Origin of the sequence: Streptomyces malaysiense (assembly GCF_000980885.2) — a bacterium.
GTDB lineage: Bacteria > Actinomycetota > Actinomycetes > Streptomycetales > Streptomycetaceae > Streptomyces > Streptomyces malaysiense.
Genome location: NZ_LBDA02000056.1, coordinates 1 through 26,433, shown reverse-complemented (window position 1 = coordinate 26,433; position 26,433 = coordinate 1). Strand labels below are relative to the sequence as shown.

Genomic DNA, 26,433 nt, shown 5'->3' with positions numbered 1-26,433 from the left:
CTCATACGGTGGGGCCATGACGCAGGTGACTCCTCCCGGGTGGTACCCCGACCCCGGGCAGACGCATGACGGCCCGCCCACCGAGCGCTGGTGGGACGGCAAGGCCTGGACGGACCGGATCCGCCCCGCCGGGACGGCCGCGACGTGGGGTCCCCCGGCGGCGCGGCCCGGCCAGGCGCCGGAGTCCGGCCGGGCACCTGAGTCCGGCCCGGCACCGGACGGCGGCCAGGCACCGGGGCCCGGCGACGCGGCCGGGGCCGGCACTCAGGCGCGGACGGCCCCGGCGGCGGGCCCCGTGCCGCCCGCCGCCGAAGCCCCCGACGCCGGTCCGGCGCCAAGGACCGCTCCCCCGCCGCCGGCCGGCCAGGCGCCGCCCGGCTACGGCGCCCACCCCGGCCACCAGCCCCCTCCCGGGCAGCCCGGCTACCCGGCCTACACCGGCTATCCCTCCTATCCCGCGCCGCCTCCGCAGCCCTCCCACAGCGGGCTGCGGACCGGCATAGCGGTCACCGCGGCGGTCGCGGTGCTGGCCTGTATCGGGATCGGTGTGTACGCGCTCACCGATGGCAGCGGCCGTGGCAACGACCGCGCCGGGGCGCCGCACAGCGCGAGCGGCGGGCAGAACGGCGGCGGGTTCGGCGGCCGGGGAGGCCCCGGCGGATCCGACGGCTCCGGCGGCGCTTCCGGCGGACAGGGCGGCTCGGGCGGCTCGGGCGGCTCGGGCGGCTCGGGCGGCCAGTCTCCGGAGCGCACCCCCGCGCCCAAGATCAAGGGCGGCGGGACCGTCCCGGACTCGGTCGACGGCGTCAGTCTGCCCGTGCCGAAGGGCTGGACCGGGCAGACGATCAGCGTCGGCGCACAGGTCACCTCGGACGACTCCTACAAGTGCCCCGGCAACAGCTCCCAGACCTGCACGGCGGGCGGCGCGTACACCGCGCCCGCCGTGGCGCTGGGCACCGACGGCGACACCGCGGAGCAGGTCGCGAAGGCGGACATCGCGGCGAACGCGAAGGAGTCGTACGGCGGCAGCACCTACGGCAGCATCACCTCGCACCGGCAACTGGCCGCCGAGGCGGTGACGGTGGCCGGGCAGAAGGGCTACCTGGTGCGCTGGAAGGCCGTCACCAGCAAGGGCGCCGACGGACTGGTCGAGTCGGTCGCCTTCCCCTCCCCGAACGACGCCCGGCAGATCGTGGTCGTGCGCTTCGGCGTCGACGTCGGGCAGGACGCGTCGGTCATCGACGAGATCCTGAAGGGGATCAAGGTCTCCTCCGGCGGCGGGGACGGCCAGAACGTCTGACCCCCTCGAAGGCCCCGGAACGCGGAAAGCACGAAAGGCGCGGGCGGAACGCGGAAGGGGTTGAAGAGTCCGGCCGGGTGGGGTTCCCTCCGCTCAAGGGGAACCCCACCCGGCCGGGGGTGCGCGCCGCCCCCGTCCCCACGGTGCGGCGCGGGCAGACCGCCGTTCAGTCATCCCGTGAACGGCGGCCTGGGTCTCATGTGAGCCCGAGCGCGGGCAGCACGGTGGCCTCCACGAACCGGAGCAGGTAGCCGGCGTCGGCGTACTGGCCGCTGAGCACGGGCCGGACGCGCAGCACGCCGAACATCATGGCGGGGATGAACTCAAGGGCGGGGTGGTCCGCCGCGACCTCACCGCGCGCCACGCCTCGGTCGAGGATCTCCTGGAGCGCGGCGATCTCCGGGTGCACCAGCGCCTCGCGCAGCGCCTGGGCCAGTTCCTCGTCCTGGGTCACCGCGGACCCGAGCGCCTGGAGCAGCTTGGTGTCCTTGCCCGACCAGTCGCCGGCGGCCCGCGCCGCCCGGCGCAGGTCCTCGGCGAGCGATCCGGTGTCGATGCCGGCGAAGCGCACCCGCCCCCTGGCCCGCAGCGCGGCGGCCACGAACTGGGGTTTGTTCTTCCACTGCCGGTAGAGCGTGGACTTGCTGCAACGGGTGCTGGAGGCGACGCCCTCCATGGTCACGGACTCGTAGCCGCACTCGCGGATCTGTTCCAGCACGGCGTCGAAGAACTCCCGCTCACGCTCCGGCGTGATCTTGGAGCGGCGCGAGGCGACGACCGACTCCGGTCCCTCCGCGGCCTGCGACGTCATGTGGTGTTTCCCCTCGCTCATGGGCTCGGGCGCCCCGGGCCCGGTTTCCAGTGTGTCGGACTTCAATCGATACACGAGTGTACCGGTACTCCATCGTATCGGTACACTGCCGTATCGGTACACCAACGTATCGGTACGGACACGTACCAAAGAGTCGCCGCACCGTACCGAAGCATCACCGCACACGATCTTCAGCGAAGGGGCCGGGGGATGACCGCGCTCACCGAGCCTGCCGAGGCAGAAACGGACCCGGACGCCGTCGCGCGTCCGGGTCTCATACGCGAGTTCCTGCTCGTCGCGGGGCTCTTCCTCGTCTACAAGCTCGGCCGGCAGCTGGCCACCGGCCACACCATCCGCGCCTTCCACAACGCCCATCGCGTCTGGGACCTCGAACGGAACCTGCGCCTGCCGCACGAGACCGCCGTCCAGTCGGCACTGCTGCACGGCGACACCCTCGTCCGGGCCGCCAACACCTACTACGCGGCGGTGCACTTCCCGGCGACGCTCGCCTTCCTGGTCTGGCTCTACCTCAGGCGCCCCGCGCACTACGTGTGGGCCCGCCGGGTCCTCGCCGCGGTCACCGCGGCCGCCCTGGTGCTGCCCTTCGCCTTCCCGCTCGCCCCGCCGCGCATGCTGGCCGGGACCGGCCTGGTGGACACCGCCCGGGTCTACGGCCCCTCCGTGTACGGCCCGCCGGCCCACGACCATCTCTCCAACCAGTTCGCCGCGATGCCCTCGCTGCACTTCGGCTGGGCCCTGATGGTGGCGATCGGCCTGATCGCGGCCACCCGCTCCCGCCTGCGCCCGCTGTGGCTGCTGCACCCACTGCTCACCCTGCTGGTGATCGTGGGCACGGCGAACCACTACTGGCTCGACGCGCTCGTGGCGACCGCCATGCTGGGCGTCGCCCTCGCGCTGTTCCGTCCCCCGCACCGCGCTCCCACCACGACGGGCGTCGGCACCGGCCTGGCCGTCCCGCGCCGACGGGTGCCGGCGGGAGCGGGCCGGTGAACGCCGCCGAACTGGTCGCCGTCGCACTGTCCCTGGTCTCGGCCGTGGCCTACGCGCTCGCCGCCGTCGCCCAGGAGCGCCTGGCCGCCCGCGACGCCGGGGCCGGGCTGCGGCGGCTGCTCGGCACGGGCGCCTGGTGGTCGGCGGTCGGCCTGAACGCGGCGGCCGCGCTGCTGCACGTCGCGGCCCTGAAGTACGGTCCGCTGACCGTCGTACAGCCGCTCGGCGCGCTGACCCTGGTGGCGGCCGTGCCGCTCGGCGCGCGGGCGGCCGGACGGCGGGTCAGCGCGGTGGAGTGGCGCGGTACGGCGCTCACCCTGCTCGGTCTCGGCGCGGTACTGGTCACCGCGTCGGGACCCGCGCCCTCCCGGGTGCTCAGCCTGCCCGAGGCGGTCGCGGTGGCCGGTACGACGGCCGCGCTGATCGGCGCCCTGTCCTGGCCCGGCGCCCGGCCGGGGCTGCGGCACGCGACCGCGTCCGGGTTCGCCTCGGGGGTCGCCTCCGCGCTCACCCAGACCGTGACCGTCGCCGTCACCGACCGCTCGGGGCCGGTTACGAGCACCGAGGTGATCGTGGTCGCGGTGCTGGTCGCGGCGTTCGCGGCCGGCGGTCTGCTGCTGTCCCAGACCGCCTACCGCGGCGGCCTCGGCGCCCCGCTGGCGGTCGTCACCCTGGCGAACCCGGTGGCCGCCGCGCTGATCGGGCTCACCCTGCTCGGGCAGGGCCTCACCGGTGGCGCGGGCGGTGTGCTGCTGGCGCTCGCCGGGGCCGCGCTCGCCGCCCGCGGTGTGGTGCTGCTCACCCGGGCGGCCAAGGAGGCGGCGGACGTGGCGGACTCGCACGGCCATCCGGTGGCCGCGGTGCTCGCGCTGCGCCCGGGGACGGCGGCGACCGAACCCGCCCTGCGGTCCCGGCTGCCGGGGCAGCCCGAACAGCCGGGGCGTCTCACGGCGCGGTGACCTCGCGGCCCGCGGACGTCGGCGGCCGGTGCGCGCGTCCCCGCGTGCACCGGCCGCCGTTGCCGTACTCGGTGTTCTGCCGTGCTTCGTGCCGTGTGGCGCGTGCCCCCGTGCGGGAGGCGCTCAGTTCCAGCCCCGCGAGTCCTGCTTGAGCGCGGTGTCGACGGTCAGGGCCGTCGCGACCACCAGGCTCAGCAGCGGCTCGGGCAGCTGGTAGTGGATCTGGAGGACGTAGTTGTCCGCGGTGGTGAACAGCGTCTTGGCGAGGCCCTCCCAGGTCTTGGTGATCCGGGCCACCTCGTTGTCCGCGTGGTCGACGATCGCGAAGTTCCACGCCCGCCAGTTCTCCGCCTTGATCGCGCCGACCTGCTGGCCGTTGACGTTCATCGCGAAGTTGATCTTGCCGATCATGTTCTGCTGGACGATCTCGCCGACCGGCGAGCCGTCCGGGCGGGACACGATCACCCGGGACTTGAAGATCTTCGCGGGCCGGGTCAGCAGCAGCTGCGGCTGCCCGTAGGCGTCGCGGATCTCCAGCTTGTGGGTGAGGAACTGGTCCCAGCTGGAGACGAAGCGCAGGATCTTGCGCAGCGCGCCCTGCCCGACCTCGGTGACCGAGCCGAGCTCACGGCCGTTCTGGTCCATGACCTTGTACTCGTTGGTCAGCTCGATCAGCTTGGCCTTCTGGTTCACCACCAGCACCGGCTCGGTGAACAGGGTGCCGCCGCCGGGGCCGCCGGCCACGACGCCGGCCTGCTGCTGCACCTGGCGCTGCACCCGGGCGTCGGGAGCCTGCTGCTGGGGGAACTGCTGCTGCGGCACGGCCTGCTGGGCCACGGGGGGCTGCTGCGCCGCCGGGGCCTGCTGGGCCTGGCTGTTCGTGTGCTCGGTCCACTGGTTCCCGTCCCAGTAGCGGAGCGTCTGAGGAGCACCGTGCGGGTCCGGGTACCAGCCCGCCGGAGTGTTCGATTGCGTGGTCACCGGGGCACACTACCCTGCCCTGACCAGTACCTGACCAACTCGGCGGAAGCGGTGCTCATCGCCCGTTCACTCCGTCGCGAGCGCCGGGTCGCTGACGCCGGGCCGCCCGTTCTCCACGTGCCCGGCGAAGCCGCGCAGGAAGGCCGGGTCGTCCGCGGAGGTCACGGTCAGGTCGTACCACCGGTGGCTGCGCCTCAGGTCCACGGTGTGCCGGACGCGCGCGCCGGGCCGTACGGAGACGGTGACCGGGGCGCCGCCGTAGCCGTCGGCTATCTTCAGCCGGGCCGTGCCGGAGCCCTGGTTGGTGAGGGTGAGTTCGACGTGGTCGCCGGTGTGCCGGGCGGTCGCCTCGGGACCCGCCGTCCTGTTGCCGCCCTTGAAGACGCGCAGGAAGCCGTTGGGGCCGTGCACCGCGAGGTCGTAGGAGCCGCCGGAGTAGGCCGAGTTCCAGGTGTCGGACAGGGACTTGCCGGCCTCGGTGGTGTACGTCCAGGGGCCGTCGGCGCGGTTGCCGGAGGTGACGAGGAAGACCGCGCCCGCCTTGGCCCCGGAGGCGAAGGAGAGGGTGAACGTGCCGGCCGAGGTGTCCGCCGAGCCGTCCACGACGGGCGCGTACCTCAGCGGGCGGGTGGGCCGGCTGCCGCGCTCCTGACGGGGCAGCGACGGGTTCGCCGGCGGCTTGGGCACGTAGTCGGGGTGCCGGTCGTGGTCCGGCGGCAGATAGCCGGCCGTCGAAGGCAGCGAGACCGTCCTGACGTCCTTGCGGCAGAAGTCGAAGGCGCTGGTGAGGTCGCCGCAGACGGCCCGCCGCCAGGGCGAGATGTTCGGCTCGCGCACCCCGAAGCGCTGCTCGATGAAGCGGATGATCGAGGTGTGGTCGAAGGTCTCGGAGCAGACGTAACCGCCCTTGCTCCAGGGCGAGACCACCAGCATCGGCACCCGCTGGCCGAGACCGTACGGTCCGGCCGAGTACCCGGCGCCGCCCCGGTACAGGTCGGCCGAGGCGTCGACCGTCGACTTGCCCTGGGCTCCGGAGGCGGCCGGGAAGGGCGGCAGGACGTGGTCGAAGAAGCCGTCGTTCTCGTCGTAGGTCAGGAACAGGGCCGTCTTCGCCCACACCTCGGGGTCGGAGGTGAGCGCGTCCAGGACCTGGGAGACGTACCAGGCGCCGTAGTTGGCGGGCCAGTTGGGGTGCTCGGTGAACGCCTCGGGGGCGACGATCCAGGAGACCTGCGGGAGCGTGCCGGCCCTGACGTCCGCCCTCAGCCGGTCGAAGAAGCCCTCGCCGGCCTTCGCGTTCGTGCCGGTGCGAGCCTTGTCGTACAGCGGGTCGCCGGGCCGGGCGTCGCGGTACCTGTCGAAGTAGAGCAGCGAGTTGTCGCCGTAGTTGCCCCGGTAGGCGTCCTCGATCCAGCCCCAGCCGCCGTTCGCGTCCAGGCCGTCGCCGATGTCCTGGTAGATCTTCCAGGAGACGCCCGCCTGCTCCAGGCGCTCGGGGTACGTCGTCCAGCCGTAGCCCTTCTCGTCGTTGCCGAGGACCGGGCCGCCGCCTTTGCCGTCGTTCCCGGTGTGACCCGACCACATGTAGTAGCGGTTGGGGTCGGTGGAGCCGATGAACGAGCAGTGGTAGGCGTCGCAGATGGTGAAGGCGTCCGCGAGGGCGTAGTGGAACGGGATGTCCCGGCGGGTCAGGTACGCCATCGTGGTCGCGGACTTGGCGGGCACCCACTTGTCGTACTTACCGCCGTTGAACGCGGTGTGCCCGTCGTTCCAGCCGTGCGGCAGGTCCTGGATGAAGGCGAGGCCGAGGTCGTCGGCGTCCGGGTGGAAGGGCAGGATGTCCCGGGTGCCGTCCGACTGCCGCCACACGGAGCGGCCGTTCTGGCTCACCGGGCGCGGGTCGCCGAAGCCGCGCACGCCCCTCAGCGAACCGAAGTAGTGGTCGAAGGAACGGTTCTCCTGCATCAGGACGACGATGTGTTCGACGTCCTCGACCGATCCGGTGCGATGGTTCGCGGGGAGGGCGGCGGCGCGCTGGACGCTGCTCGACAGCGCCGTGAACGCCGTCGTGGCGCCCGCGATCTGGAGGAAGCGCCGGCGGTTGACTTCGGTCATGGGGGATGGGTCCTCTCGTCCTGACGTCCGTGACTGCCGCGCCGAGTGTTCCAAGCGCGGCGAACGTCAGGGAAGGGTGAGGTGACGCCGATATGAAAGTACGTCTCGCGAACGGTGTCAGTCCTCGGGCGGCGGGACGACCGTCAGATGCGCCGGCACGGCGCGCTGCCCGCGCGGGCGCCGGACCGGCGCGGCGGCCCCGCGGGAGTCGCGCGGGACCAGCGTCAGCCGCCGGCAGCCCAGCTCGCCGAGGGCCTGGGAGGTCTCGTCCACGATGCGGCACTCGGTGGGGCCCCGGCGCGGATCGGGGTGCAGCAGCAGCCGTACGGCCCCGTCGAGCCGGGTGCCGCGCTCGCCGACGGCGCGGATCCAGTGCGGCAGACCCTGCCGGTAGGCGGCGTCCATGAGCGGGTCCTGCATGATGTCCCGGCGGATGGCCTGGAGTTCGGGATCGTGGCCGTAGGCGTCGATGGCGCCCTTGAACTGGGCCAGCATCGGCAGGCACCAGCCCGCCTCGTGGTCGCCGAGGACGAGCCCGGCGTCGGGGTGGAACAGCACGAACCGCAGGAAGTTGTCCCCGGGCATGGCCGTGGGATGCGGGCGCGCCCCGCCGAACAGCGTGGCGTAGGCGTCGTTGGCCAGCACCACGTCCCAGCGGTGGTCCACCACCAGGGACGGGAAGGGCACGGCGTCCAGCAGCACGCCGTGGTCCTGTAGGTACGACTGGGTCTCGGAGGTCTCGGGGACGGGCCGCGGCGCCGGCCGCTGCCCTCCTGCCTGATGTGCCATCGGGAGGTCACCCCTCTTGCCTCTGCGGCCTTCACGCGGCGATGCGATCCTGCTTCCCCACGACGAGTGATGTCAACTATCGTGGCATTCCACGCCGGTTGACGGCTGAAATTCGCCACAGTTGTGGCGACACCTGGATGTGGGTTCACGGCACGGGCTAATCTCCGGGAAGTTCACGGCGACCGCCGGTCCTGGTACCGGGCCCGCGGGACGCACGGACGCACCTGTTGCCCTTGCTCGAGAGACGTAGGAGTTCTGTCGGTGACGGATGGCTACGAGGATCCGGGCGCCGCGGCGACCGCCCAGCTGCCGGCCGTCGTCGCCCGCGTCACCGCGCTCGCCGAGCGCCTCGGGGTGACCCAGCCCGAGGTCTTCGACGTCGCGCGGCTCTCGGTCGCCTGCGGGGTGCCCGAGCCGGTGGTCAAGGCGCTGCTCAGCGGGCGCCCGGCGGGCGAACCCGATGTCCAGGCGCGGTTCCTCCAGCGCCTCGGGCTGCTGCGGCGCACCCGGCTGAAGCCCAACGGGCGCAAGTACACCCAGCAGGAGATCGCCGACGGCGCGGGCATGTCCCGGCAGCAGGCCGGTGCCCTGATCAACGGCGACCGGCGGCCCACCATGGAGCACTGCGACGCGTTGCAGCGCTTCTTCCGGGTGCACGCCGGGTTCCTGACGGCGGAGGACCCGGAGGCGCTGGCGGGCGCGCTCCAGCGCACCGAGCAGGAGCTGCTCCAGAAGCTGGCCGACCGGGAGCGGGCCGCGGCCGGGCCGGCCGAGGATCCGCTGGAGCGGCTGCTCCAGGACCACGGGGTGCGCGGAATCGCCTGGCGCGCCGCGCAGTTGCCGACCGACCAGCACCGGGACAAGGTCGCGGAATGGCTGGACATGCTCCTTGAGAGCGTGAAGCGGCCGGAGGCCTGACGGCGTCCGGGACGCGGCGCCGAGGTGCGGTTTCGCCCGATTGTCAGTGGTGCGCGGCAAGCTGGTACGAGTGCGCCGCAGCGCGCGTGACCGTGACGCCTACTCGGGGAGAGCAGACCGATGCCGACCGCTGTACTGACCGACCATGAGCGCACCGCCGTCCAGGCCTACTTGCGGCTGCTGCACACGGTGCGCGCCGCCTTCGACGGTCCACCGGACGGGGCGCCGCCCGCCCTGGTGCCGCCGTCCGTGCTCGCCGAGGCGGAGACGGCCCTCGCACGCGCGGGCCTCGCGGGCAACGAGGAGGGGTTCTTCCGGATGCTGGGCGAGTGGTGCCCCTCGGCCCGGTGAACGGACGCCGGGCCGGGGGCCCCGGGACCGCCGTGGCCGGACGCGGGTCCGGGGACGGCGACGGCCGCCGTGGCCGGACCCGGGGGTACGAGAACGGCGGCCGCCGTCGCCGGGACGCGGTTACCGCGGCGGGGCCGCCGGGGCTTCTCGGGCGCGGGCGCGGGTGCCCCTCAGCCGGGGTGCGGGATGACGACCGTGGTGGTCACCAGCGCGTCCCGGGCGGCCCAGCGGCCGTCGAGCACCTGGAGGCGGCGGCCGCCGACGAGGGGGCCGGGGACCAGCAGTTCGGCGTGCAGGGTGCCGTGCGGGGCGCCGTCGGGGGACGGGCTCAGGGTGATGTCGGCCTCGGAGAAGTCCAGCCACTTGTGGGTGAGCGGGAACCATGCCTTGTACACCGACTCCTTGGCGCTGAAGAGGATGCGGTCCCAGTGCACGGCGGGCCGCCGCTCGGCGAGCCGCTCCAGGCGGGCCGTCTCGGTGGGCAGGAAGACGGAGGCGCCGACGCCGTCGGGCAGCGGGCCGTGCGGCTCGGCGTCGATGCCCAGCGAGACGAGATCGGTGGCGCGGACCAGCGCGGCGGCGCAGTAGCCGTCGCAGTGGGTCATGCTGCCGACGATGCCCGCCGGCCACTGCGGGGCGCCCCGCTCGCCGCTGACCACGGGCCGCGCCGGGATGCCGAGCTTCTCCATGGCACGCCGGGCGCAGCCGCGTACGGCGGCGAACTCGCGGCGCCGCTTGGCCACGGCACGGGCGACGAGCACCTCCTCCTCCGGGTGGAGCGGGGTGTCCCACAGCGGGTCGTCATGGAGTGCCTCCACGGCCACGACCGACTCCGGGAGCAGTTCCTCGATCACCGGCTTCCACCTCCTCCATCGGCAGGATGCGGCGCGCCGTTCCCGGCGTCCGCGAACGCTTGCGCCACTCGCGGGGGTAGCCCACGGAGACCTCGGTGAAGCGGACTCCGTCGTGCCAGGTGGTGCGGGGGATGTGCAGATGGCCGTAGACCATGGTGGCGACGCGGAACCGGCGGTGCCAGTCGGCGGTCAGCCGGGTGCCGCACCACATGGCGAACTCGGGATGCCACAGCACCTCGGTGGGGTGCCGGTCCAGCGGGTAGTGGTTGGCCAGCACGGTCGGCAGGTCCGCGGGCAGCGCCGCGAGCCGTTCCTCCGTCCGCGCCACCCGGTCGCGGCACCACGCCTCGCGGCTCGGGTACGGGTCGGGGTGCAGCAGGTACTCGTCGTTGCAGACGATGCCGGTGCTCTCGGCGTAGGCGAGGCCCTCGGCCTTGGTGGCGCAGCCGGCGGGCAGGAAGGTGTAGTCGTAGCCGAGGAACAGCGGGGCGACGGCGACCGGGCCACCGGGGCCCCGCCACACCGGGTAGGGGTCCTCGGGGGTGAGGACGCCGAGCTCGCGGCAGACCTGGACCAGATGCTCGTAGCGGGCGACGCCGCGTAGCTGTACGGGGTCCTTCGGATGGGTCCACAGGTCGTGGTTGCCGGGTGCCCACAGGACCTTGCGGAAGCGGGCCGCGAGGGTGGCGAGGGTCCAGCGGATGTCCTCCACCGTCTCCGCGATGTCGCCCGCGACGATCAGCCAGTCCTCGTCGCCCGTCGGGTGCAGCCGCTCCACGAGCGCCCGGTTCTCCGGATAGGAGATGTGCAGATCGCTGATGGCCAGCAACTGGCCGGGACCGGCCGTCGGCTCCACCCCGTGTCCCCCTTCCCGTCAGCGGATCGTCCGGTCCACAAGAACACAATCGCGTGCGGCGTTCAAGAGCTTCTTGAGCCGGTCTACTTGAGGTAGGCCAGGCCAGGATGGACCGCCAGGTAGCCGTCCGTCAGCCGGCGGGCCACGGTCACCGAGTCGACCAGGGGGTGCAGGGCGAACGCCTTGAGCGCGGTGGCCCGGGAGCCGGACTCGGCGGCGGCGAGGACCTCGCGTTCCACCGCCTTGACCGAGGAGACCAGGCCCGTCGCGTGGGCGGGCAGCGGGGCGGTGGCCAGCGGGTGGGCGCCGTTGGCGTCCACCAGGCAGGGGACCTCGATGACCGCGTCGGCGTCCAGGCTCGGGAGGGTGCCCTGGTTGCGGACGTTGAGGACGAGGGTCGTGCGGGTGTCGCGGGCGACGGCGCGCATCAGGGCGAGGGCCACCTTCTCGTACCCGCCGGAGAGGTCCTCCTCCTCGCGTTCGCCGGCGCCCGCCGTCTCCCGGTTCTCCGACATGTACGTCGCCTCTCGCTCGGCACGGGTGCGGTCCCAGGCGGCGAGCGCGGAGACGTCCGGGTGCCCGGCTCGCGCGTAGAAGCGGGCCTGCTGGTCGCGCAGGAAGGCGCCGCGGGTCAGCTCGGCCTGCTGGTAGGCGCGGACGGTCTCGCGGTTGAAGTAGTAGTAGTGCAGGTACTCGTTGGGGATCGCGCCGAGCGAGCGCAGCCAGTCGGGGCCGAAGAGCCTGCCCTCCTCGAAGGAGCCGAGCAGCGCGGGGTCGGCGAGCAGCCGGGGCAGTTCGTCGCGTCCGGCGACGCGCAGGCCGCGGACCCAGCCGAGGTGGTTGAGGCCGACGTAGTCCACGAAGGCGTCCCCGGGGGCGACGCCGAGGACGCGGGCGACGCGCCGCCCGAGGCCGACCGGGGAGTCGCAGATGCCGATGACCCGGTCGCCGAGATACCGGGACATCGCCTCGGTGACCAGGCCGGCCGGGTTGGTGAAGTTGATCACCCAGGCGTCGGGGGCGAGGCGGGCCACGCGGCGGGCGATGTCGGTGGCGACGGGCACGGTGCGCAGCCCGTAGGCGATGCCGCCCGCGCCGACCGTCTCCTGGCCGAGCACGCCCTCGGCCAGCGCGACCCGCTCGTCGTCCGCCCGGCCCTGGAGACCGCCGACCCGGATCGCGGAGAAGACGAAGTCGGCACCGCGCAGGGCCTCGTCGAGGTCCGTGGTGGTGGTCACCCGGGGTGCGCCCGGGTGCTCGGCGGCCTGCTCGGCCAGGACCCGGGAGACCGCGTGCAGCCGTCCGGCGTCCAGGTCGTGGAGGACGACCTCGCCGACCCGGCCCTCGGCGCGGTCGGCCAGCAGCGCGCCGTACACGAGCGGCACGCGGAAGCCGCCACCGCCCAGAATCGTCAGCCTCACGTCCCACGCACCTTTCCCGAGTCCCGAGACCCCTGCCGGGGCACATCATCCCCGCGCGCCGCCTCCCGGCGCACGTACCGGCCCGGACCGGTTCCCCTCTCCCGCCCCGGAAGGCGCCGGTCGGCGGCCGGAACCGGCACGCCCGACGCACGGCGGTCACCCGGCGGCCACCGATCCGTGGTTGCATGCGACTCCCGACTCCACAGCCGTGACAGGAGCCTGATGAAACGTCAACTCGCCGCGCTCACCGCACTGGTGGGTGCTCTCGTGTGTGCCGCCCCGAACGCGTCGGCGTCCGAGCCGGCCCGGTGGGCGGCGGCCGGGACGTCGTACACCGACACCCTGGGCGGCGGCCAGGGCCTCGCCAGCCGGGCCGACGGCTCGCTGCTGCACCGCGGGCTGCTGGACATCCCGCTGGGTCTGCGGATCAAGGGCTGGAACCATGTGGGCGACCCGGACATCGCGCGCGGCTACGTCTTCGACGCCTACCAGGGCGCGGACACCGCCACCTCGAAGATGTACACGGTGACCACACCGGGCGGCAAGCGGTACGACTACGTGCACCCGCTGGATCCGGGCGAGAAGGTGAACAACTCCTTCGCCGCCGTCTCGCCCGACGGGCAGTGGCTGGTCTCCGGTGAGTGGGAGGACCAGGACCGGCTCCAGGTGTTCCCCGCGCCGCTGCTCAACCCCGCGACCCCGCGGGGCGGCGGGACGCTGGCCCAGGCCGGTCAGATCAGCCTGGACAAGCAGGTCCGCGACATCCAGGGCTGCGACTTCGTGACCGCCACCCGTCTGGTGTGCGCCTCCGACGACGACTCGGGCCGGCTGTTCCCGCAGAGCAGGCCGCTCCTCCAGGTGGACCTGCCGCACCCGCTGGACGGCAGGCCGGTCACCGGCCGGGTGAGCAGCCTCTTCGGGCTTCCCCAGCAGAGCCTGTGCAAGGGCACGTTCGAGGCGGAGGGCGTCGACTACGACCCCGGCACCGGCACCCTGCGCGCCGAGGTGATCGCACCGGGCGTGTGCGCGGTGGCGACGACGGTGTACGCGTACCACCTGGAGTAGGCCCGGGGCCGGGTGGGCGGCGGCCGGCCGGGAGCCGGCCGCCGCCCACCCGCTTCAGCGGGTGAACTCGGCTGCCCCGCACGTACTTTCACTGCTTCAAGTCTTGACGGACCCGGAGTCGGGGAGCACATTGGCGGCACCGTGAGAGCGCTCTCAAACGCCCCCCGCTCCCCCGCTCCCCCTTCCCCCGAGAGGCCACCCGTGAGTGATTCCTCCGGCACCCCCAGACCTCGTTCCCGCTCCCGCTCCCGTTCCGTGCGCCGCGCCCTCGTCGCGGCCGTCGCGACGTTCGGCCTCGCCGCGGCCGTCGCCACCGCGGCCACCGGGCCCGCGGACGCCTCCGCCCCGGCACCGCCCTCCGGCTGGTCACAGGTGTTCCTGGACGACTTCGACGGCGCCGCCGGCAGCAGCGTCAACACCTCGAACTGGCAGTTCGACACCGGGACTTCCTATCCCGGCGGGGCCGGCAACTGGGGCACCGGCGAGGTCGAGTCGATGACGTCGAGCACCAGCAACGTCTCCCTCGACGGCAAGGGCGACCTGCTCATCACCCCGCGCCGCGACGCGTCCGGCAACTGGACCTCCGGCCGGATCGAGACCACCCGCACCGACTTCCAGCCCCCGGCCGGCGGCAAACTGCGCGTCGAGGCACGCCTCCAGATGCCGAACGTGACCGGGAACGCCGCCGCCGGGTACTGGCCGGCGTTCTGGATGCTGGGCGCGCCCTTCCGCGGCAACTACCAGAACTGGCCCGGCGTCGGCGAGCTGGACATCATGGAGAACGTCCAGGGCCTGGACAAGACCTGGGCCACCATGCACTGCGGCACCAGCCCCGGCGGCCCCTGCAACGAGACCAGCGGTATCGGCAACTCGACCGCCTGTCCCGACACCACCTGCCAGTCGGGCTTCCACACCTACACCATGGAGTGGGACCGCTCGGTGAGCCCCGAGGCGATCCGCTTCTACGTCGACGGCGTCAACTACCAGACCGTCACAGCCGGTCAGATGGACGCGACCACCTGGGCCGACGCCACCGACCACGGCTTCTTCGTCATCCTGAACGTGGCGATGGGCGGCGGCTTCCCGGGGGCCTTCGGCGGCGGCCCGACCAGCGCCACCGAGCCCGGTCACCCCATGGTCGTCGACTACGTCCAGGTGCTCCAGTCCTCGGGCGGCGGAGGGGGCGACACCACTCCCCCGCCGCCCGGCGGCCGGGACGCGTACAGCCAGATCCAGGCGGAGTCGTACGACGGCCAGTCCGGTGTCGGCACCGAGACCACCACGGACACCGGCGGCGGCCAGGACCTGGGCTACCTCGCCAATGGCGACTGGGCGCTGTACAAGGGTGTGGACTTCGGCTCGACGCCGGCCACCCAGTTCTACGGACGGGTGGCGAGTGGCGCGGGCGGCGGGGTCAGCGGCCTGGTGGAGGTGCGGCTGGACAGCCGTGGCAACGCGCCGATCGGCAGTTTCGCGGTGGGTGACACCGGGGGCTGGCAGTCCTGGCGGACGGTTCCGGCCAACATCGGGTCCGTCACCGGCACGCACGACGTGTACCTCACGTTCACCAGCGGGCAGCCGGCCGACTTCGTGAACGTCAACTGGTTCGACTTCGGACACTGATCCGCGGCGGGAGCCGGGCAGCGTTCCGGCCTGACGTCGGAACCGCCCCGGTTCCCGCCGTGTCCGGTGCGTGGTGTGCGCGTGCCGCACCAGAGACCGAACCGCGCGCCGCAGTTCGCGCTGACCGTCCGGGCGGGCCTGCGCACGGATCGGGCCGGGCAGGCCCCACGCGATGCCCGACAGCCTGGCAGCCTGGCAGCCTGGCAGCCTGGCAGCCTGGCAGCGGACAAGGCGTACAGCGAGCGGTACAGCAAACGCAATGCCGTTGAGCGGGCGGTCAACAGATCGAAGCAGTCCCGGGCCGTGGCGACTCGCCATGACACGCGCGGCTATGTCTGCCCCGGCACCGCCACTGCGGCAGCCCTCGTGATCCGGCTTCGGACCCGACTGCCCGGACAAGTCCTAAACGATGTGGTGCTGCAGACGCCGGTACTCGAGGAAGTACGCGAGTGCGTTGAGGGCCAGCATGGTTGTGGCGAGGGCCGGCTGGATGGGCGGAACCCAGTCGCCGTCGACGAGGGCGGTGCCGGGGTAGAGGATCGCCGACAGCTGAGTGATCCAGTACAGCGACTCGGCAACGACGACGACCTGGACCAGGGAGCGCGTCCAGGCGCCCCGGTGCACCCACAGCAGGTACAGGCCGATCAGGCCGAGTGCGGCGCCCATGCTCATGGTCTGGGCGTTGTGGAACTTGGCGTGCGGCGGCCAGTCGGGGTTGTAGATGTGGGTCTTGTTCCAGTCCGCGATGTAGGCGCCGGTCATGGTGACCAGTGAGGTGAGGGTCAGCAGCACCTTTCCAGTGGTGATCTCGGGCATGGGGTTTCTCCCTCGGGGGTGAGTGGTGTGTGAAAGGGCGTGGTGCCGGGTCCCGGAACGGCTCAGGCGGCGATCCGGTCGCGGAACTTCTCGGCCTGCCGGCGGGCCTGTTGGTGCGCGTCGGTCAGGGACGCCTTGTGGAGCGGGATCAGGTGGGTCAGCGCCGGGACGACGGGCGCCATGGTCAACTCGGGCATGAGCGAAGTGACTTCGAGGCCGAGCATGTCGTGCAGGATCGTCTCCAGTGCGGGCACGACGAAGTCCTTGCCGTGATTGGGGGTGCCGGGGCCGTAACCGCCGCCGCGTGCCGAGACCACCAGGGCCGGACGGCCGGACGCCGCGGGACCGTCGGGGAGGCCGAAGGTGCGGCCCTTGACGATGACCTGGTCAAGCCATGCCTTGAACACCGAAGGCATCGTGAGGTTGTACATCGGCACGGTGAACAGGTAGGCGCTCGCGCCGAGGAACTCCTCGACGAGTTCGTCCTGGACAGCGGCGGCCGCGGCTTGTTCCGGAGTGTGCCGGGCGGGGTCGGTGCCCCAGGCGGCTATGCCCGCCGCGCCCAGGTGGGGTACGGGCGAGGCGGCCAGGTCACGGTGGACGGCCGGCGCGTCCCAGGTGTCCCGGAAGGAGCGGGCGACCTGGGACGACACCGAATCGGCGCCGAGCGAGGAGGAGTCGATGTGGAGCAGGTAGGACATGGAGGAGCCCTTGTTGGTCGGTGGAGAACGGGAAACGGGCAGGGCAGGGCAGAGCCGCGGGCCGGGCTGGTGCGGTGTGGGTGAGGTGACCGCGTCGATGCCGTACGGGGGCCTGGCGGCTGCTTCGGCGCAGCCCTCGGCAGGGGGACGTCGGCCGTGCCGGTCACCCGCGCCGGCGTCCCGGCGCGGGGCGGGGAGAGCGGTCAGGCCGCGGTGGGCCCGGCGGTCGGCTCGTGGCCGGTGGCGTACCGGTAGGAGGCGGCGATGACCTTCTTGGCCACCTCCAGTTCGGCCTCGTCACGCGGGGCGTAGAACATGACGACATTGGCGCCACGGTTGTAGAGCGGGTGCTTCTCGCCCCATCCGGAGGCCAGGAACGCGGCGTGGTCGGCCGGGTCCAGGGCCAGGTGCAGGCTGCCGTCGGCGTGCAGGTGTACGAATTCCGCGTTCCCGCGCGGCAGGAACAGCCGGGTACCGCGGGCGGGGGCGGCATCGCCGAGGAACACCGCCCAGGTGCTGGGGACGGAGATCTCGCTGCGGCCTGAGACGGTGCCGGGGAGCGCGGTGGCCATCCACCGCCGTAGTGCCTCCTTGATCTGCGGCGGGCTGGGCTGGGTGAGCTGCAGGTGCGGGACCTCGGGCCCGGTCTCGGGCCGGTCACCCGCACGCTCGGGCAGCGCGGGGAAGGTCATGGTGGTGCCTCTTCCGTGGTGCGGACGGCCCGTGGGTACGACGGGCGGTCGGCTGATCGCCGAGCGGTCCGGCTCGCTGTCGGCTCGCTCGCTGACACCACCAAGTTAGTATCCTCGGGATAGTGGTTTCCTCCAGGAAAGTTCCCCGGCTGCCGAGTACGGGGGCGCCGGCACGAGCGGAAGGACAGGTGCCGTGACCGATCCGGCGCAGCAGGTGTGCCCGATCAACCCGGTGGTCGAGCTGGTGTTCAGCCGCTGGACCACCCCGATCCTGTGGGCCCTCGAACACCATGGGCGCTCACGCTTCAGCGAACTGCAGCGACTCCTGCCGACGATCACGCCGAAAGTGCTCACCCAGCGCCTGCGCCGGCTGGAACGGGACGGCCTGATCACCCGCACCTACCATGCCGAGGTCCCGCCGAGGGTCGAATACGCCATCAGCGAGCTGGGCCGCACCCTCGTCCCCGTCTTCGACGCCATCGCGGGCTGGTCCGACGCCCACCTGCCCCAGGTCACCGCCGCCCGTCGGGACTACGACACGGCACGCGCGGAGGAAGAAGCCTGGGCGGCGGGCTGAGGAAGAGCATTCGCGGTCAGCCACCCAACCGGCCCGCGCCCGGTGCAGCTGCCGGGGATGTCGAGAGCCGGTTCTTGGCCGCGCCACGGGCCGTCCCCTCGCTCACATCGGCAATCGGGCAAGGCGTCATCGCGTGATCTCCTGGACGGGCCCTAACGCAGTTCGGCGCGGAAGGCCACCGGCGTTCGCCCGGTGTGCAGTTGGAAGAACTTGGAGAAGTTCGCCGCGTCCGGGAAGCCGACGGCCGCGCCGACCCGGCCGATGGGCAGCTCGGTGTGGGCGAGCAGGCGTTTGGCCTCCAGGACGACGCGTTTGTCGATGAAGCCCTTGGGCGTCCCGCCGGTGGCGGCGCGCACGGCGCGCACCAGGGTGCGGCGCGAGTAACCGAGGGCGTCGGCATAGGCGCTGACGCTGTGATTGGTGGCGAAACCCCGCTCGACCGCGTCCCGGAACAGGGTGAAGGTGTTGTCCGACTGCTGCCGGGAACCGGGCGCCGAGCTGGCGGCGAGATGGGAGAGGCGCAGCAGGAAGGCGGTCAGGCCGTGCCGCAGGACGGCGGCGTGCAGGCTCGGCGGGAGCGTCGTCGTGTCCTCGTACTCGCGCCGCAGCTGCTCCAGGGCCGCCCTGAGCGCTTCGAGCCGGGCCGGATCGGGGCGCAGCAGCGGCGGCAGGTCGTAACGGTACAGGCCGGTGGCCTCGACGGTGGCGCGCGGCAGGAATCCGGGCTGCATGGTCAGCACGATTCCGCGGTACACGCACTCGCGGGAGAAGCGGTGGACCTGTCCGGGGCGTATCCACAGCAGGTCGCCGGCCGCGGCCTCGTACTCGGTGAAGTCGACCATGTGGCGGACGGGGCCGTCGGTGAACAGCAGGATCACATGGAAGTCGATCCGGTGGACGCGGTCCAGCGGGATGTCGGCCCGCCAGGAGCGGCCGGCCCCCATGCGGCCGATCCGCATGCCGACACCGCCGACGGCCAGCTCGGTCGGGAAGGGGAGGGTTCTGATGCCGTCGGCCGTGCCGTCCGCACCACCGGCGGTACCGGTGGCGGCCCCGTCTTGGGGCGTTGTGTCAGCCATGTCCTGTTCGTGCCGTCCCTGCTCCGCGATCACTGTCCCAGATTCACCACAGGGTGACACATCCCGCCCTTCCGTCGAAAAAGTCAGACTTTTAAGTTTGAACGCGTCCGGCCAGCCTTTTCGTACTGAACGAGGACTTCTTGAAGATGAGCACGCAGACTTCCGGTGGCTTCGAGTGGACCGATCTCGACCGGCGGGCCGTGGACACCGCCCGCCTGCTGGCGGCCGACGCGGTGCAGAAGGTGGGCAACGGCCACCCGGGCACCGCGATGAGCCTGGCGCCTGCCGCGTACACGATCTTTCAGAAGATGATGCGTCACGATCCGGCGGACCCGGAGTGGACCGGCCGTGACCGGTTCGTCCTCTCCCCCGGCCACACCTCGCTGACCCTCTACACCCAGCTGTTCCTCGCCGGGTACGAGCTGGAGCTGGACGACCTGAAGGCGTTCCGCACCCACGGGTCCCGGACCCCGGGCCACCCCGAGTACGGGCACACCGCGGGCGTGGAGACCACCACCGGACCGCTCGGACAGGGCGTCGCCAACGCGGTGGGCATGGCGATGGCCGCCCGCTACGAGCGCGGCCTGTTCGACCCCGAGGCCCCCGCGGGCACCTCCCCCTTCGACCACACCGTCTGGGCGATCGTCTCCGACGGCGACCTGGAGGAGGGCGTCTCCGCCGAGGCGTCCTCGCTCGCCGGCCACCAGAAGCTCGGCAACCTGGTCTTCCTCTACGACGACAACCACATCTCCATCGAGGGCGACACCGCGACCGCCTTCTCCGAGGACGTACTCGGGCGGTACGAGGCCTACGGCTGGCACACCCAGCGCGTCGAGCCCACCGCCGACGGCGACGTGGACGTGCCCGCCCTCCACGCGGCCCTGGAGGCGGCCCGCGACGAGACCGGGCGGCCCTCGATCATCGCGATGCGCACGATCATCGCCTGGCCCGCCCCGAACGCCCGGAACACCGAGGCGTCGCACGGCTCGGCGCTCGGCGCGGAGGAGATCGCGGCCACCAAGCGCCTCCTCGGCTTCGACGCGGAGCGGTCCTTCCAGGTCGAGGAAGAGGTCCTGGACCACGCCCGGCGGGCCCTGGACCGGGGCGCCGAGGCGCACGCGGCCTGGGACAAGCGGATCGCCGAGTGGCGCACCGCCGAGCCGGAGCGCGCCGCCCTGTTCGACCGGATCAGCCGGGGCGAGCTGCCCGCGGGCTGGGAGGACACCCTGCCCGTGTTCGAGGAGGGCGGATCGGTCGCCACCCGGGCCGCCTCCGGCAAGGTGCTCCAGGCGCTCGGCCCGGTGATCCCCGAACTGTGGGGCGGCTCCGCCGACCTCGCCGGCTCGAACAACACCACGATCGACAAGTCCAGCTCCTTCCTCCCCGAGGGCAATCCGCTGCCGAGCGCCGACCCCTATGGCCGTACCGTGCACTTCGGCATCCGCGAGTTCTCCATGGCGGCGGAGATGAACGGCATCGCCCTGCACGGCAACACCCGCGTCCACGGCGGCACCTTCCTGGTGTTCTCCGACTACATGCGCAACGCGGTGCGGATGTCCGCGCTGATGCAGCTGCCGGTGACGTACGTCTGGACGCACGACTCCATCGGCCTCGGCGAGGACGGTCCGACCCACCAGCCGGTCGAGCACCTGGCCTCGCTGCGCGCGATCCCGGGCCTGAACGTCGTCCGCCCGGCGGACGCCAACGAGACCGTGATCGCCTGGGCCGAGATCCTGAAGAGGCACGCCACCAGCCCCGCCCCGCACGGGCTCGCGCTCACCCGCCAGGGCGTGCCGGTGTACGCGCCGAACGAGGACGCGGCCAAGGGCGGCTACGTGCTGCGCGAGTCCTCGACGGAGGTCCCGGAGGTGATCGTCATCGCGACGGGCTCCGAGGTGCGGCTCGCCGTGGCCGCGCGGGAGCGGCTGGAGGCCGAGGGCATCGGCACCCGGGTGGTCTCGATGCCGTCCGTGGAGTGGTTCGAGGAGCAGCCGCGCGCCTACCGCGAGCGGGTGCTGCCGCCGGCCGTGAAGGCCCGGGTGGCGGTGGAGGCCGGCATCGGGCTGACCTGGTACCGCTTCGTGGGCGACGCGGGCCGGATCGTCTCCCTGGAGCACTTCGGCGCCTCCGCCGACGCACAGACCCTGTTCACCGAGTTCGGGTTCACCCCCGAGAACGTCGCCGCGGCGGCCCGCGAGTCGCTCGCCGCCGCGCGCGCCTGACACCGACACACGAAGAAAGATGATGACTGTGACCGAAGCAATCGCGACCCCGGGAGCCCTCAAGCGCCTTGCCGACGAGGGTGTGTCCATCTGGCTGGACGACCTGTCGCGCAAGCGGATCACCTCGGGCAGCCTCGCCGACCTGGTGGCGAGCGGCAGCGCCGTCGGTGTCACCACCAACCCGTCGATCTTCCAGGCGGCCATAGGCTCCGGTGAGGGCTACGAGGAGCAGCTCACCGATCTGGCCGTACGCGGCGTGACCGTCGAAGAGGCCGTGCGGATGATGACCACCGCCGACGTCCGGGACGCCGCCGACGTCCTCGACTCCGTGCACCGGGCGACGAACGGCCGCGACGGCCGGGTCTCCATCGAGGTCGACCCCCGCCTGGCGCACCGCACCGCGGCCACCGTCGCCGAGGCCAAGCAGCTGTTCTGGCTGGTCGACCGCCCCAACGTGATGATCAAGATCCCGGCGACCGAGGCCGGCCTGCCGGCGATCACCGAGGTCGTGGGGCTCGGCATCAGCGTCAACGTGACCCTGATCTTCTCCCTGGAGCGCTACCGCGAGGTCATGGCCGCCTACCTGGCCGGCCTGGAGAAGGCCCGCGAGCGCGGCGTCGACCTGTCCACCATCCACTCGGTGGCCTCGTTCTTCGTCTCCCGGGTGGACTCCGAGATCGACAAGCGGCTGACCGCGCTGGGCACCGACGAGGCCCTCGCCCTCAAGGGCCGCGCGGCCCTCGCCAACGCGCGGCTGGCCTACGAGGCCTACGAGGAGGTCTTCGCCTCGGACCGCTGGCTGTCGCTCGCCGGTGACCGGGCGAACAAGCAGCGTCCGCTGTGGGCGTCCACCGGCGTGAAGGATCCCGCGTACAAGGACACCCTGTATGTGGACGACCTGGTCGCGCCGGGCACGGTCAACACCATGCCGGAGGCCACCCTGAACGCCGTCGCCGACCACGGCGAGATCACCGGCGACACGGTGACCGGCGGCTACGCCCAGGCCCGCGCCGACCTCGGCGCGATCGAGCGGCTCGGCATCTCCTACGGCGAGGTCGTCCAGCAGCTGGAGGACGAGGGCGTCGCCAAGTTCGAGTCGGCCTGGCAGGACCTGCTGGACGCGGTGGCGAAGTCCCTGGAGAGCAAGGGAGCTGACGCGCGATGACCGAGAAAGCGAGCCCCGCCCCGGCGCCCGAGCGGGCGCGGGGGCACGTCACCCCGGCCGCCGACTGGGTGAACCCGCTGCGGGACACCCGGGACCGCCGCCTCCCGCGCATCGCGGGTCCGTCGGGCCTGGTCATCTTCGGTGTGACCGGTGACCTGTCCCGCAAGAAGCTGATGCCGGCCGTGTACGACCTGGCCAACCGCGGTCTGCTGCCGCCGGGCTTCTCCCTGGTCGGCTTCGCCCGCCGCGAGTGGGAGGACCAGGACTTCGCGCAGGTCGTCCACGACTCGGTGCGCGAGCACTCGCGCACCCCGTTCCGCGAGGAGGTGTGGCAGCAGCTCGCCGAGGGCATGCGCTTCATCCCCGGCGACTTCGACGACGACACCGCGTTCAAGCAGCTCAAGGACGCCGTGGACGAACTGGACGCCTCCCGCGGCACCGGCGGCAACTTCGCCTTCTACCTCTCGGTGCCGCCGAAGTTCTTCCCGAAGGTCGTGCGGCAGCTGAAGAAGCACGGCCTGGCGAGCCCGCCCGAGGGCTCCTGGCGGCGCGCGGTCATCGAGAAGCCGTTCGGCCACGACCTGGCCAGCGCCCGCGAACTGAACGCGCTGGTGCACGACGTGTTCGAGCCGGACCAGGTGTTCCGCATCGACCACTACCTGGGCAAGGAGACGGTCCAGAACATCCTGGCGCTGCGCTTCGCCAACCAGATGTACGAGCCGATCTGGAACCGCAGTTACGTCGACCACGTGCAGATCACGATGGCCGAGGACATCGGCATCGGCGGCCGGGCCGGCTACTACGACGGCATCGGCGCCGCGCGTGACGTCATCCAGAACCATCTGCTCCAGCTGATGGCGCTCACCGCCATGGAGGAGCCCATCGCGTTCGACGCGGAGGCGCTGCTCACCGAGAAGCTGAAGGTGCTCAAGTCGGTACGGCTCCCGGACGACCTGGGCGACCACACCGTGCGGGCGCAGTACGCGGGCGGCTGGCAGGGCGGCGAGAAGGTCGTCGGCTATCTGGAGGAGGACGGCATCGACCCCCGGTCGAAGACCGACACCTTCGCCGCGATCAAGATCGGTATCGACAACCGCCGCTGGGCGGGCGTCCCGTTCTACCTGCGCACCGGCAAGCGGCTCGGCCGCCGGGTGACGGAGATCGCCGTCGTCTTCAAGCGGGCCCCGCACTCCCCCTTCGACTCCACCGCCACCGAGGAGCTGGGCCAGAACGCGATCGTGATCCGCGTCCAGCCGGACGAGGGCATGACCGTCCGCTTCGGCTCCAAGGTGCCGGGCACCTCGATGGAGATCCGGGACGTGTCCATGGACTTCGCCTACGGCGAGTCGTTCACCGAGTCCAGCCCGGAGGCGTACGAGCGGCTCATCCTGGACGTGCTCCTGGGCGACGCCAACCTGTTCCCGCGTCACCAGGAAGTGGAAGAGTCCTGGAAGATCCTCGACCCGATCGAGCGGTACTGGGCGGCAAACGACCGTCCGGCACAGTACGCGTCGGGCAGCTGGGGACCGCGGGAAGCCGACGAGATGCTCGCACGAGACGGACGGAGCTGGCGCAGGCCATGAAGATCGACCTGACCGACACCACGGCAAGCAAGATCAACAAGGCGCTGGTGCAGGGCCGCCGAGCGATCGGCACCCCGGCCGTGGGCATGGTCCTGACGATGGTCATCGTCACGGACGAGGAGAACGCCTACGACTCGATGCGGGCCGCCGAGGAGGCCTCGCACGAGCACCCCTCGCGCACCCTGGTCGTCATCAAGCGGCACGCCCGCACACTGCGCGACCGCACCCACTCGCGCCTCGACGCCGAGGTCCGGGTCGGCTCCGAGGCCGGCACCGGCGAGACGGTGGTACTGCGCACCTACGGCGACGTCTCCGACCACGCGGACTCGGTGGTGCTGCCCCTGCTGCTGCCGGACGCCCCGGTCGTCGTGTGGTGGCCGGTGGACGCGCCCGACACCCCGTCGAAGGACCCGCTCGGCGCGCTCGCGCAGCGCCGGATCACCGATCTGTACGCGGTGGAGCGGCCGATGGAGGTCCTGCAGGCCCGCGCCCGCAACTACGCGCCCGGCGACACCGACCTCGCCTGGACCAGGCTGACGCTGTGGCGCTCGATGCTGGCGGCCGCGCTCGACCAGGCGCGGGCGGAGGTGACGTCGGCGGCCGTGGAGGCCGAGGCGGACAACCCCAGCGCCGAGCTGCTGGCCCGCTGGCTGGAGGCACGGCTGGGGGTGAGCGTGGACCGCGTGGTCACCGAGGGTCCGGTGGTCACCGCGGTACGGCTGGGCACCCACGACGGCGAGATCGTCGTGGACCGCCCCGAGGGCCCGCTCGCGACGCTCACCCTGCCGGGCCAGCCGCCGCGCACCCTCGCCCTGAAGGTCCGCCCCACCTCCGAACTCATCGCCGAGGAGCTGCGCCGCCTCGACGCCGACGAGATGTACGCCATCGCCCTCAGGGGCGAGGCCGCCAAGGAGAACGCCTGAGATGGCCGACGTCCGCTATCCCAACCTCGTCCACCGGCCCGAGTGGACGGCACTCGCCGACCACCGCGCCGAGGGACCGCTGCACCTGCGCGAGCTGTTCGCGTCGGACCCGGGCCGCGCCGAGCGGTACGTGGTCCGGGTAGGTGATCTGCACATCGACTACAGCAAGCACCTGATCACCGACGAGACCCTGGCCCTGCTCCAGGAACTCGCCACCGCCACCGATGTGTTCGGGCTGCGGGACGCCATGTTCCGCGGCGAGAGGATCAACGTCACCGAGGACCGCGCGGTGCTGCACACCGCGCTGCGCGCGCCCCGGGACGCGGTGATCGAGGTGGACGGCGAGAACGTGGTGCCCGGGGTGCACGCCGTTCTCGACAAGATGAGCGACTTCGCGCGGCGGGTGCGTTCCGGTGCCTGGAAGGGCCATACCGGTGAACGGATCCGGAATGTCGTCAACATCGGCATCGGCGGCTCCGACCTCGGGCCGGCGATGGCGTACGAGGCGCTGCGCTGCTTCGCCGACCGGGACCTGACGGTCCGGTTCGTGTCGAACGTGGACGGTGCCGACCTGCACGAGGCCACCCGTGGCCTGGACCCGGCCGAGACGCTGTTCATCGTCGCCTCCAAGACGTTCACGACGATCGAGACGATCACCAACGCCACCTCCGCGCGCGCCTGGCTGCTGGACGCCCTCGGTGACGAGGCCGCGGTGGCCAGGCACTTCGTGGCGCTGTCCACCAACGCGGAGAAGGTGACCGGGTTCGGCATCGACCCGGACAACATGTTCGAGTTCTGGGACTGGGTCGGCGGCCGCTACTCGTACGACTCCGCGATCGGCCTCTCCCTGATGATCGCCGTCGGGCCGGACCGGTTCCGGGAGATGCTGGACGGCTTCCACCTGGTCGACGAGCACTTCCGCACCGCGCCGGCCGAGGCCAACGCCCCGCTGCTGCTCGGCCTGCTGGGCATCTGGTACGGCAACTTCCACGACGCCCAGTCGCACGCCGTGCTGCCGTACAGCCACTACCTGTCCAGGTTCACCGCGTACCTCCAGCAGCTGGACATGGAGTCCAACGGCAAGTCGGTGGACCGCCGCGGGCGCCGGGTGGAGTGGCAGACGGGTCCCGTGGTGTGGGGCACGCCGGGCACCAACGGGCAGCACGCGTACTACCAGTTGATCCACCAGGGCACCAGGCTGGTCCCGGCGGACTTCATCGGCTTCGCCCGCCCGGTCGGCGAGCTGAGCGGCGGACTCGAGGCGCAGCACGACCTGCTGATGGCCAACTTCTTCGCCCAGACGCAGGCGCTCGCGTTCGGCAAGAGCGCCGAGGAGGTCCGCGCGGAGGGCGTGCCCGAGGAGCAGGTGGCGCACCGCACCTTCCGCGGCGACCACCCGACCACGACGGTCCTCGCCACCGAGCTGACCCCGTCCGTGCTGGGCCAGCTGATCGCGCTGTACGAGCACAAGGTGTTCGTGCAGGGCGCGGTGTGGGACATCGACTCCTTCGACCAGTGGGGCGTGGAGCTGGGCAAGGTCCTCGCCAAGCGCGTCGAACCCGCCCTCACCGAGGGGGCGGACGTACCCGGCCTCGACCCCTCCACCAAGGCCCTCGTCGCC

At 72.2% G+C, this 26,433-nt stretch carries 24 protein-coding genes; 13 read left to right on the top strand and 11 right to left on the bottom strand.

Features of this window, described 5'->3' with window-relative positions:
- Positions 1–16: 16 nt before the first annotated feature.
- Positions 17–1,300 (top strand): DUF2510 domain-containing protein, encoded by a 1,284-nt coding sequence (locus VT52_RS23630; protein ID WP_071387633.1) that lies wholly within the window; start codon positions 17–19, stop codon positions 1,298–1,300.
- A gap of 196 nt (positions 1,301–1,496) precedes the next feature.
- Here VT52_RS23630 and VT52_RS23625 read toward each other — a convergent pair whose 3' ends face one another.
- Complete coding sequence (locus VT52_RS23625; protein WP_046422807.1) at positions 1,497–2,111, bottom strand: TetR/AcrR family transcriptional regulator; 615 nt, start codon at positions 2,109–2,111, stop codon at positions 1,497–1,499.
- 210 nt (positions 2,112–2,321) lie between these two features.
- On the opposite strand from VT52_RS23625, the gene VT52_RS23620 reads away from it, so the two are divergent.
- Together VT52_RS23620 and VT52_RS23615 are read left to right on the top strand one after the other, a co-directional pair.
- The gene (locus tag VT52_RS23620; RefSeq protein ID WP_046422806.1) at positions 2,322–3,122 is read left to right on the top strand and encodes a phosphatase PAP2 family protein; all 801 of its coding nucleotides are present in this window, start codon (positions 2,322–2,324) and stop codon (positions 3,120–3,122) included.
- Positions 3,119–4,081 (top strand): DMT family protein, encoded by a 963-nt coding sequence (locus VT52_RS23615; protein WP_046422803.1) that lies wholly within the window; start codon positions 3,119–3,121, stop codon positions 4,079–4,081. Before VT52_RS23620 ends, VT52_RS23615 begins: the two co-directional genes overlap by 4 nt.
- Positions 4,082–4,204: 123 nt before the next feature.
- On the opposite strand, the gene VT52_RS23610 is transcribed toward VT52_RS23615, so the two are convergent.
- The 3 genes from VT52_RS23610 to VT52_RS23600 all read right to left on the bottom strand — a co-directional run bounded on the left by VT52_RS23610 (position 4,205) and on the right by VT52_RS23600 (position 7,966).
- Entirely contained in the window at positions 4,205–5,062 is an 858-nt protein-coding gene (locus tag VT52_RS23610) for an LURP-one-related family protein (RefSeq protein ID WP_046422801.1), read from the bottom strand.
- 66 nt (positions 5,063–5,128) lie between these two features.
- Positions 5,129–7,177 (bottom strand): phosphocholine-specific phospholipase C, encoded by a 2,049-nt coding sequence (locus VT52_RS23605; protein ID WP_046422799.1) that lies wholly within the window; start codon positions 7,175–7,177, stop codon positions 5,129–5,131.
- 117 nt (positions 7,178–7,294) lie between these two features.
- Positions 7,295–7,966 carry an MmyB family transcriptional regulator gene (locus VT52_RS23600; protein WP_046422797.1) on the bottom strand — a complete coding sequence of 224 codons (672 nt, stop codon included), beginning with the start codon at positions 7,964–7,966 and terminating at the stop codon, positions 7,295–7,297.
- Positions 7,967–8,227: 261 nt separating this feature from the next.
- On the opposite strand from VT52_RS23600, the gene VT52_RS23595 reads away from it, so the two are divergent.
- Together VT52_RS23595 and VT52_RS23590 are read left to right on the top strand one after the other, a co-directional pair.
- On the top strand, positions 8,228–8,884 hold the full coding sequence (locus VT52_RS23595; RefSeq protein WP_046422795.1) for a helix-turn-helix domain-containing protein: 657 nt from the start codon (positions 8,228–8,230) through the stop codon (positions 8,882–8,884).
- 120 nt (positions 8,885–9,004) lie between these two features.
- Positions 9,005–9,235: a hypothetical protein gene (locus VT52_RS23590; RefSeq protein WP_046422793.1), complete on the top strand. Its 231-nt coding sequence runs from the start codon at positions 9,005–9,007 to the stop codon at positions 9,233–9,235.
- 170 nt (positions 9,236–9,405) lie between these two features.
- Here VT52_RS23590 and VT52_RS23585 read toward each other — a convergent pair whose 3' ends face one another.
- From VT52_RS23585 to VT52_RS23575, 3 genes are all read right to left on the bottom strand, one after another.
- Positions 9,406–10,089 (bottom strand): 4'-phosphopantetheinyl transferase family protein, encoded by a 684-nt coding sequence (locus VT52_RS23585; RefSeq protein ID WP_046422791.1) that lies wholly within the window; start codon positions 10,087–10,089, stop codon positions 9,406–9,408.
- A complete protein-coding gene (locus VT52_RS23580; RefSeq protein ID WP_046422789.1) occupies positions 10,037–10,945 on the bottom strand; it encodes a metallophosphoesterase family protein in 909 nt (302 codons plus the stop codon). Before VT52_RS23580 ends, VT52_RS23585 begins: the two co-directional genes overlap by 53 nt.
- Before the next feature lie 83 nt (positions 10,946–11,028).
- Positions 11,029–12,366, bottom strand: coding sequence for a 6-phospho-beta-glucosidase (locus tag VT52_RS23575; RefSeq protein ID WP_046422787.1), 1,338 nt, complete (start codon positions 12,364–12,366; stop codon positions 11,029–11,031).
- A 222-nt stretch (positions 12,367–12,588) separates the two neighbouring features.
- Here VT52_RS23575 and VT52_RS23570 point away from each other — a divergent pair, with 222 nt between their 5' ends.
- Together VT52_RS23570 and VT52_RS23565 are read left to right on the top strand one after the other, a co-directional pair.
- Positions 12,589–13,431 carry a hypothetical protein gene (locus tag VT52_RS23570; RefSeq protein WP_046422785.1) on the top strand — a complete coding sequence of 281 codons (843 nt, stop codon included), beginning with the start codon at positions 12,589–12,591 and terminating at the stop codon, positions 13,429–13,431.
- 201 nt (positions 13,432–13,632) lie between these two features.
- Positions 13,633–15,054 carry a glycoside hydrolase family 16 protein gene (locus tag VT52_RS23565; protein ID WP_046416963.1) on the top strand — a complete coding sequence of 474 codons (1,422 nt, stop codon included), beginning with the start codon at positions 13,633–13,635 and terminating at the stop codon, positions 15,052–15,054.
- Between the two features lie 402 nt (positions 15,055–15,456).
- Here the strand turns inward: VT52_RS23565 and VT52_RS23560 are convergent, their stop codons facing one another.
- The 3 genes from VT52_RS23560 to VT52_RS23550 form a co-directional block, all read right to left on the bottom strand.
- Positions 15,457–15,870 carry a DUF6640 family protein gene (locus VT52_RS23560; RefSeq protein ID WP_046416962.1) on the bottom strand — a complete coding sequence of 138 codons (414 nt, stop codon included), beginning with the start codon at positions 15,868–15,870 and terminating at the stop codon, positions 15,457–15,459.
- A gap of 62 nt (positions 15,871–15,932) precedes the next feature.
- Positions 15,933–16,571 (bottom strand): FMN-dependent NADH-azoreductase, encoded by a 639-nt coding sequence (locus VT52_RS23555; RefSeq protein ID WP_046416961.1) that lies wholly within the window; start codon positions 16,569–16,571, stop codon positions 15,933–15,935.
- A 203-nt stretch (positions 16,572–16,774) separates the two neighbouring features.
- Entirely contained in the window at positions 16,775–17,263 is a 489-nt protein-coding gene (locus tag VT52_RS23550; protein ID WP_046416960.1) for a luciferase domain-containing protein, read from the bottom strand.
- A 193-nt stretch (positions 17,264–17,456) separates the two neighbouring features.
- Here VT52_RS23550 and VT52_RS23545 point away from each other — a divergent pair, with 193 nt between their 5' ends.
- Positions 17,457–17,840 carry a winged helix-turn-helix transcriptional regulator gene (locus VT52_RS23545; protein WP_046416958.1) on the top strand — a complete coding sequence of 128 codons (384 nt, stop codon included), beginning with the start codon at positions 17,457–17,459 and terminating at the stop codon, positions 17,838–17,840.
- A gap of 152 nt (positions 17,841–17,992) precedes the next feature.
- Here the strand turns inward: VT52_RS23545 and VT52_RS23540 are convergent, their stop codons facing one another.
- Positions 17,993–18,919, bottom strand: a complete 927-nt coding sequence (locus tag VT52_RS23540; RefSeq protein ID WP_046416964.1) for a helix-turn-helix domain-containing protein — start codon at positions 18,917–18,919, stop codon at positions 17,993–17,995.
- A gap of 146 nt (positions 18,920–19,065) precedes the next feature.
- Between VT52_RS23540 and tkt the strand changes: the two genes are divergently transcribed.
- The 5 genes from tkt to pgi form a co-directional block, all read left to right on the top strand.
- Positions 19,066–21,141, top strand: a complete 2,076-nt coding sequence (gene tkt, locus VT52_RS23535) for a transketolase (protein ID WP_046416956.1) — start codon at positions 19,066–19,068, stop codon at positions 21,139–21,141.
- A gap of 19 nt (positions 21,142–21,160) precedes the next feature.
- A complete protein-coding gene (gene tal / locus VT52_RS23530) occupies positions 21,161–22,306 on the top strand; it encodes a transaldolase (protein ID WP_046416955.1) in 1,146 nt (381 codons plus the stop codon).
- Positions 22,303–23,889 carry a glucose-6-phosphate dehydrogenase gene (gene zwf / locus VT52_RS23525; protein WP_046416954.1) on the top strand — a complete coding sequence of 529 codons (1,587 nt, stop codon included), beginning with the start codon at positions 22,303–22,305 and terminating at the stop codon, positions 23,887–23,889. The genes tal and zwf overlap by 4 nt, the downstream gene beginning before the upstream one ends.
- Positions 23,886–24,812: a glucose-6-phosphate dehydrogenase assembly protein OpcA gene (opcA, locus tag VT52_RS23520; RefSeq protein WP_046416953.1), complete on the top strand. Its 927-nt coding sequence runs from the start codon at positions 23,886–23,888 to the stop codon at positions 24,810–24,812. The genes zwf and opcA overlap by 4 nt, the downstream gene beginning before the upstream one ends.
- A gap of 1 nt (position 24,813) precedes the next feature.
- Positions 24,814–26,433: glucose-6-phosphate isomerase (gene pgi, locus VT52_RS23515; RefSeq protein WP_071387632.1), on the top strand; the 1,620-nt coding region annotated here is incomplete at its 3' end.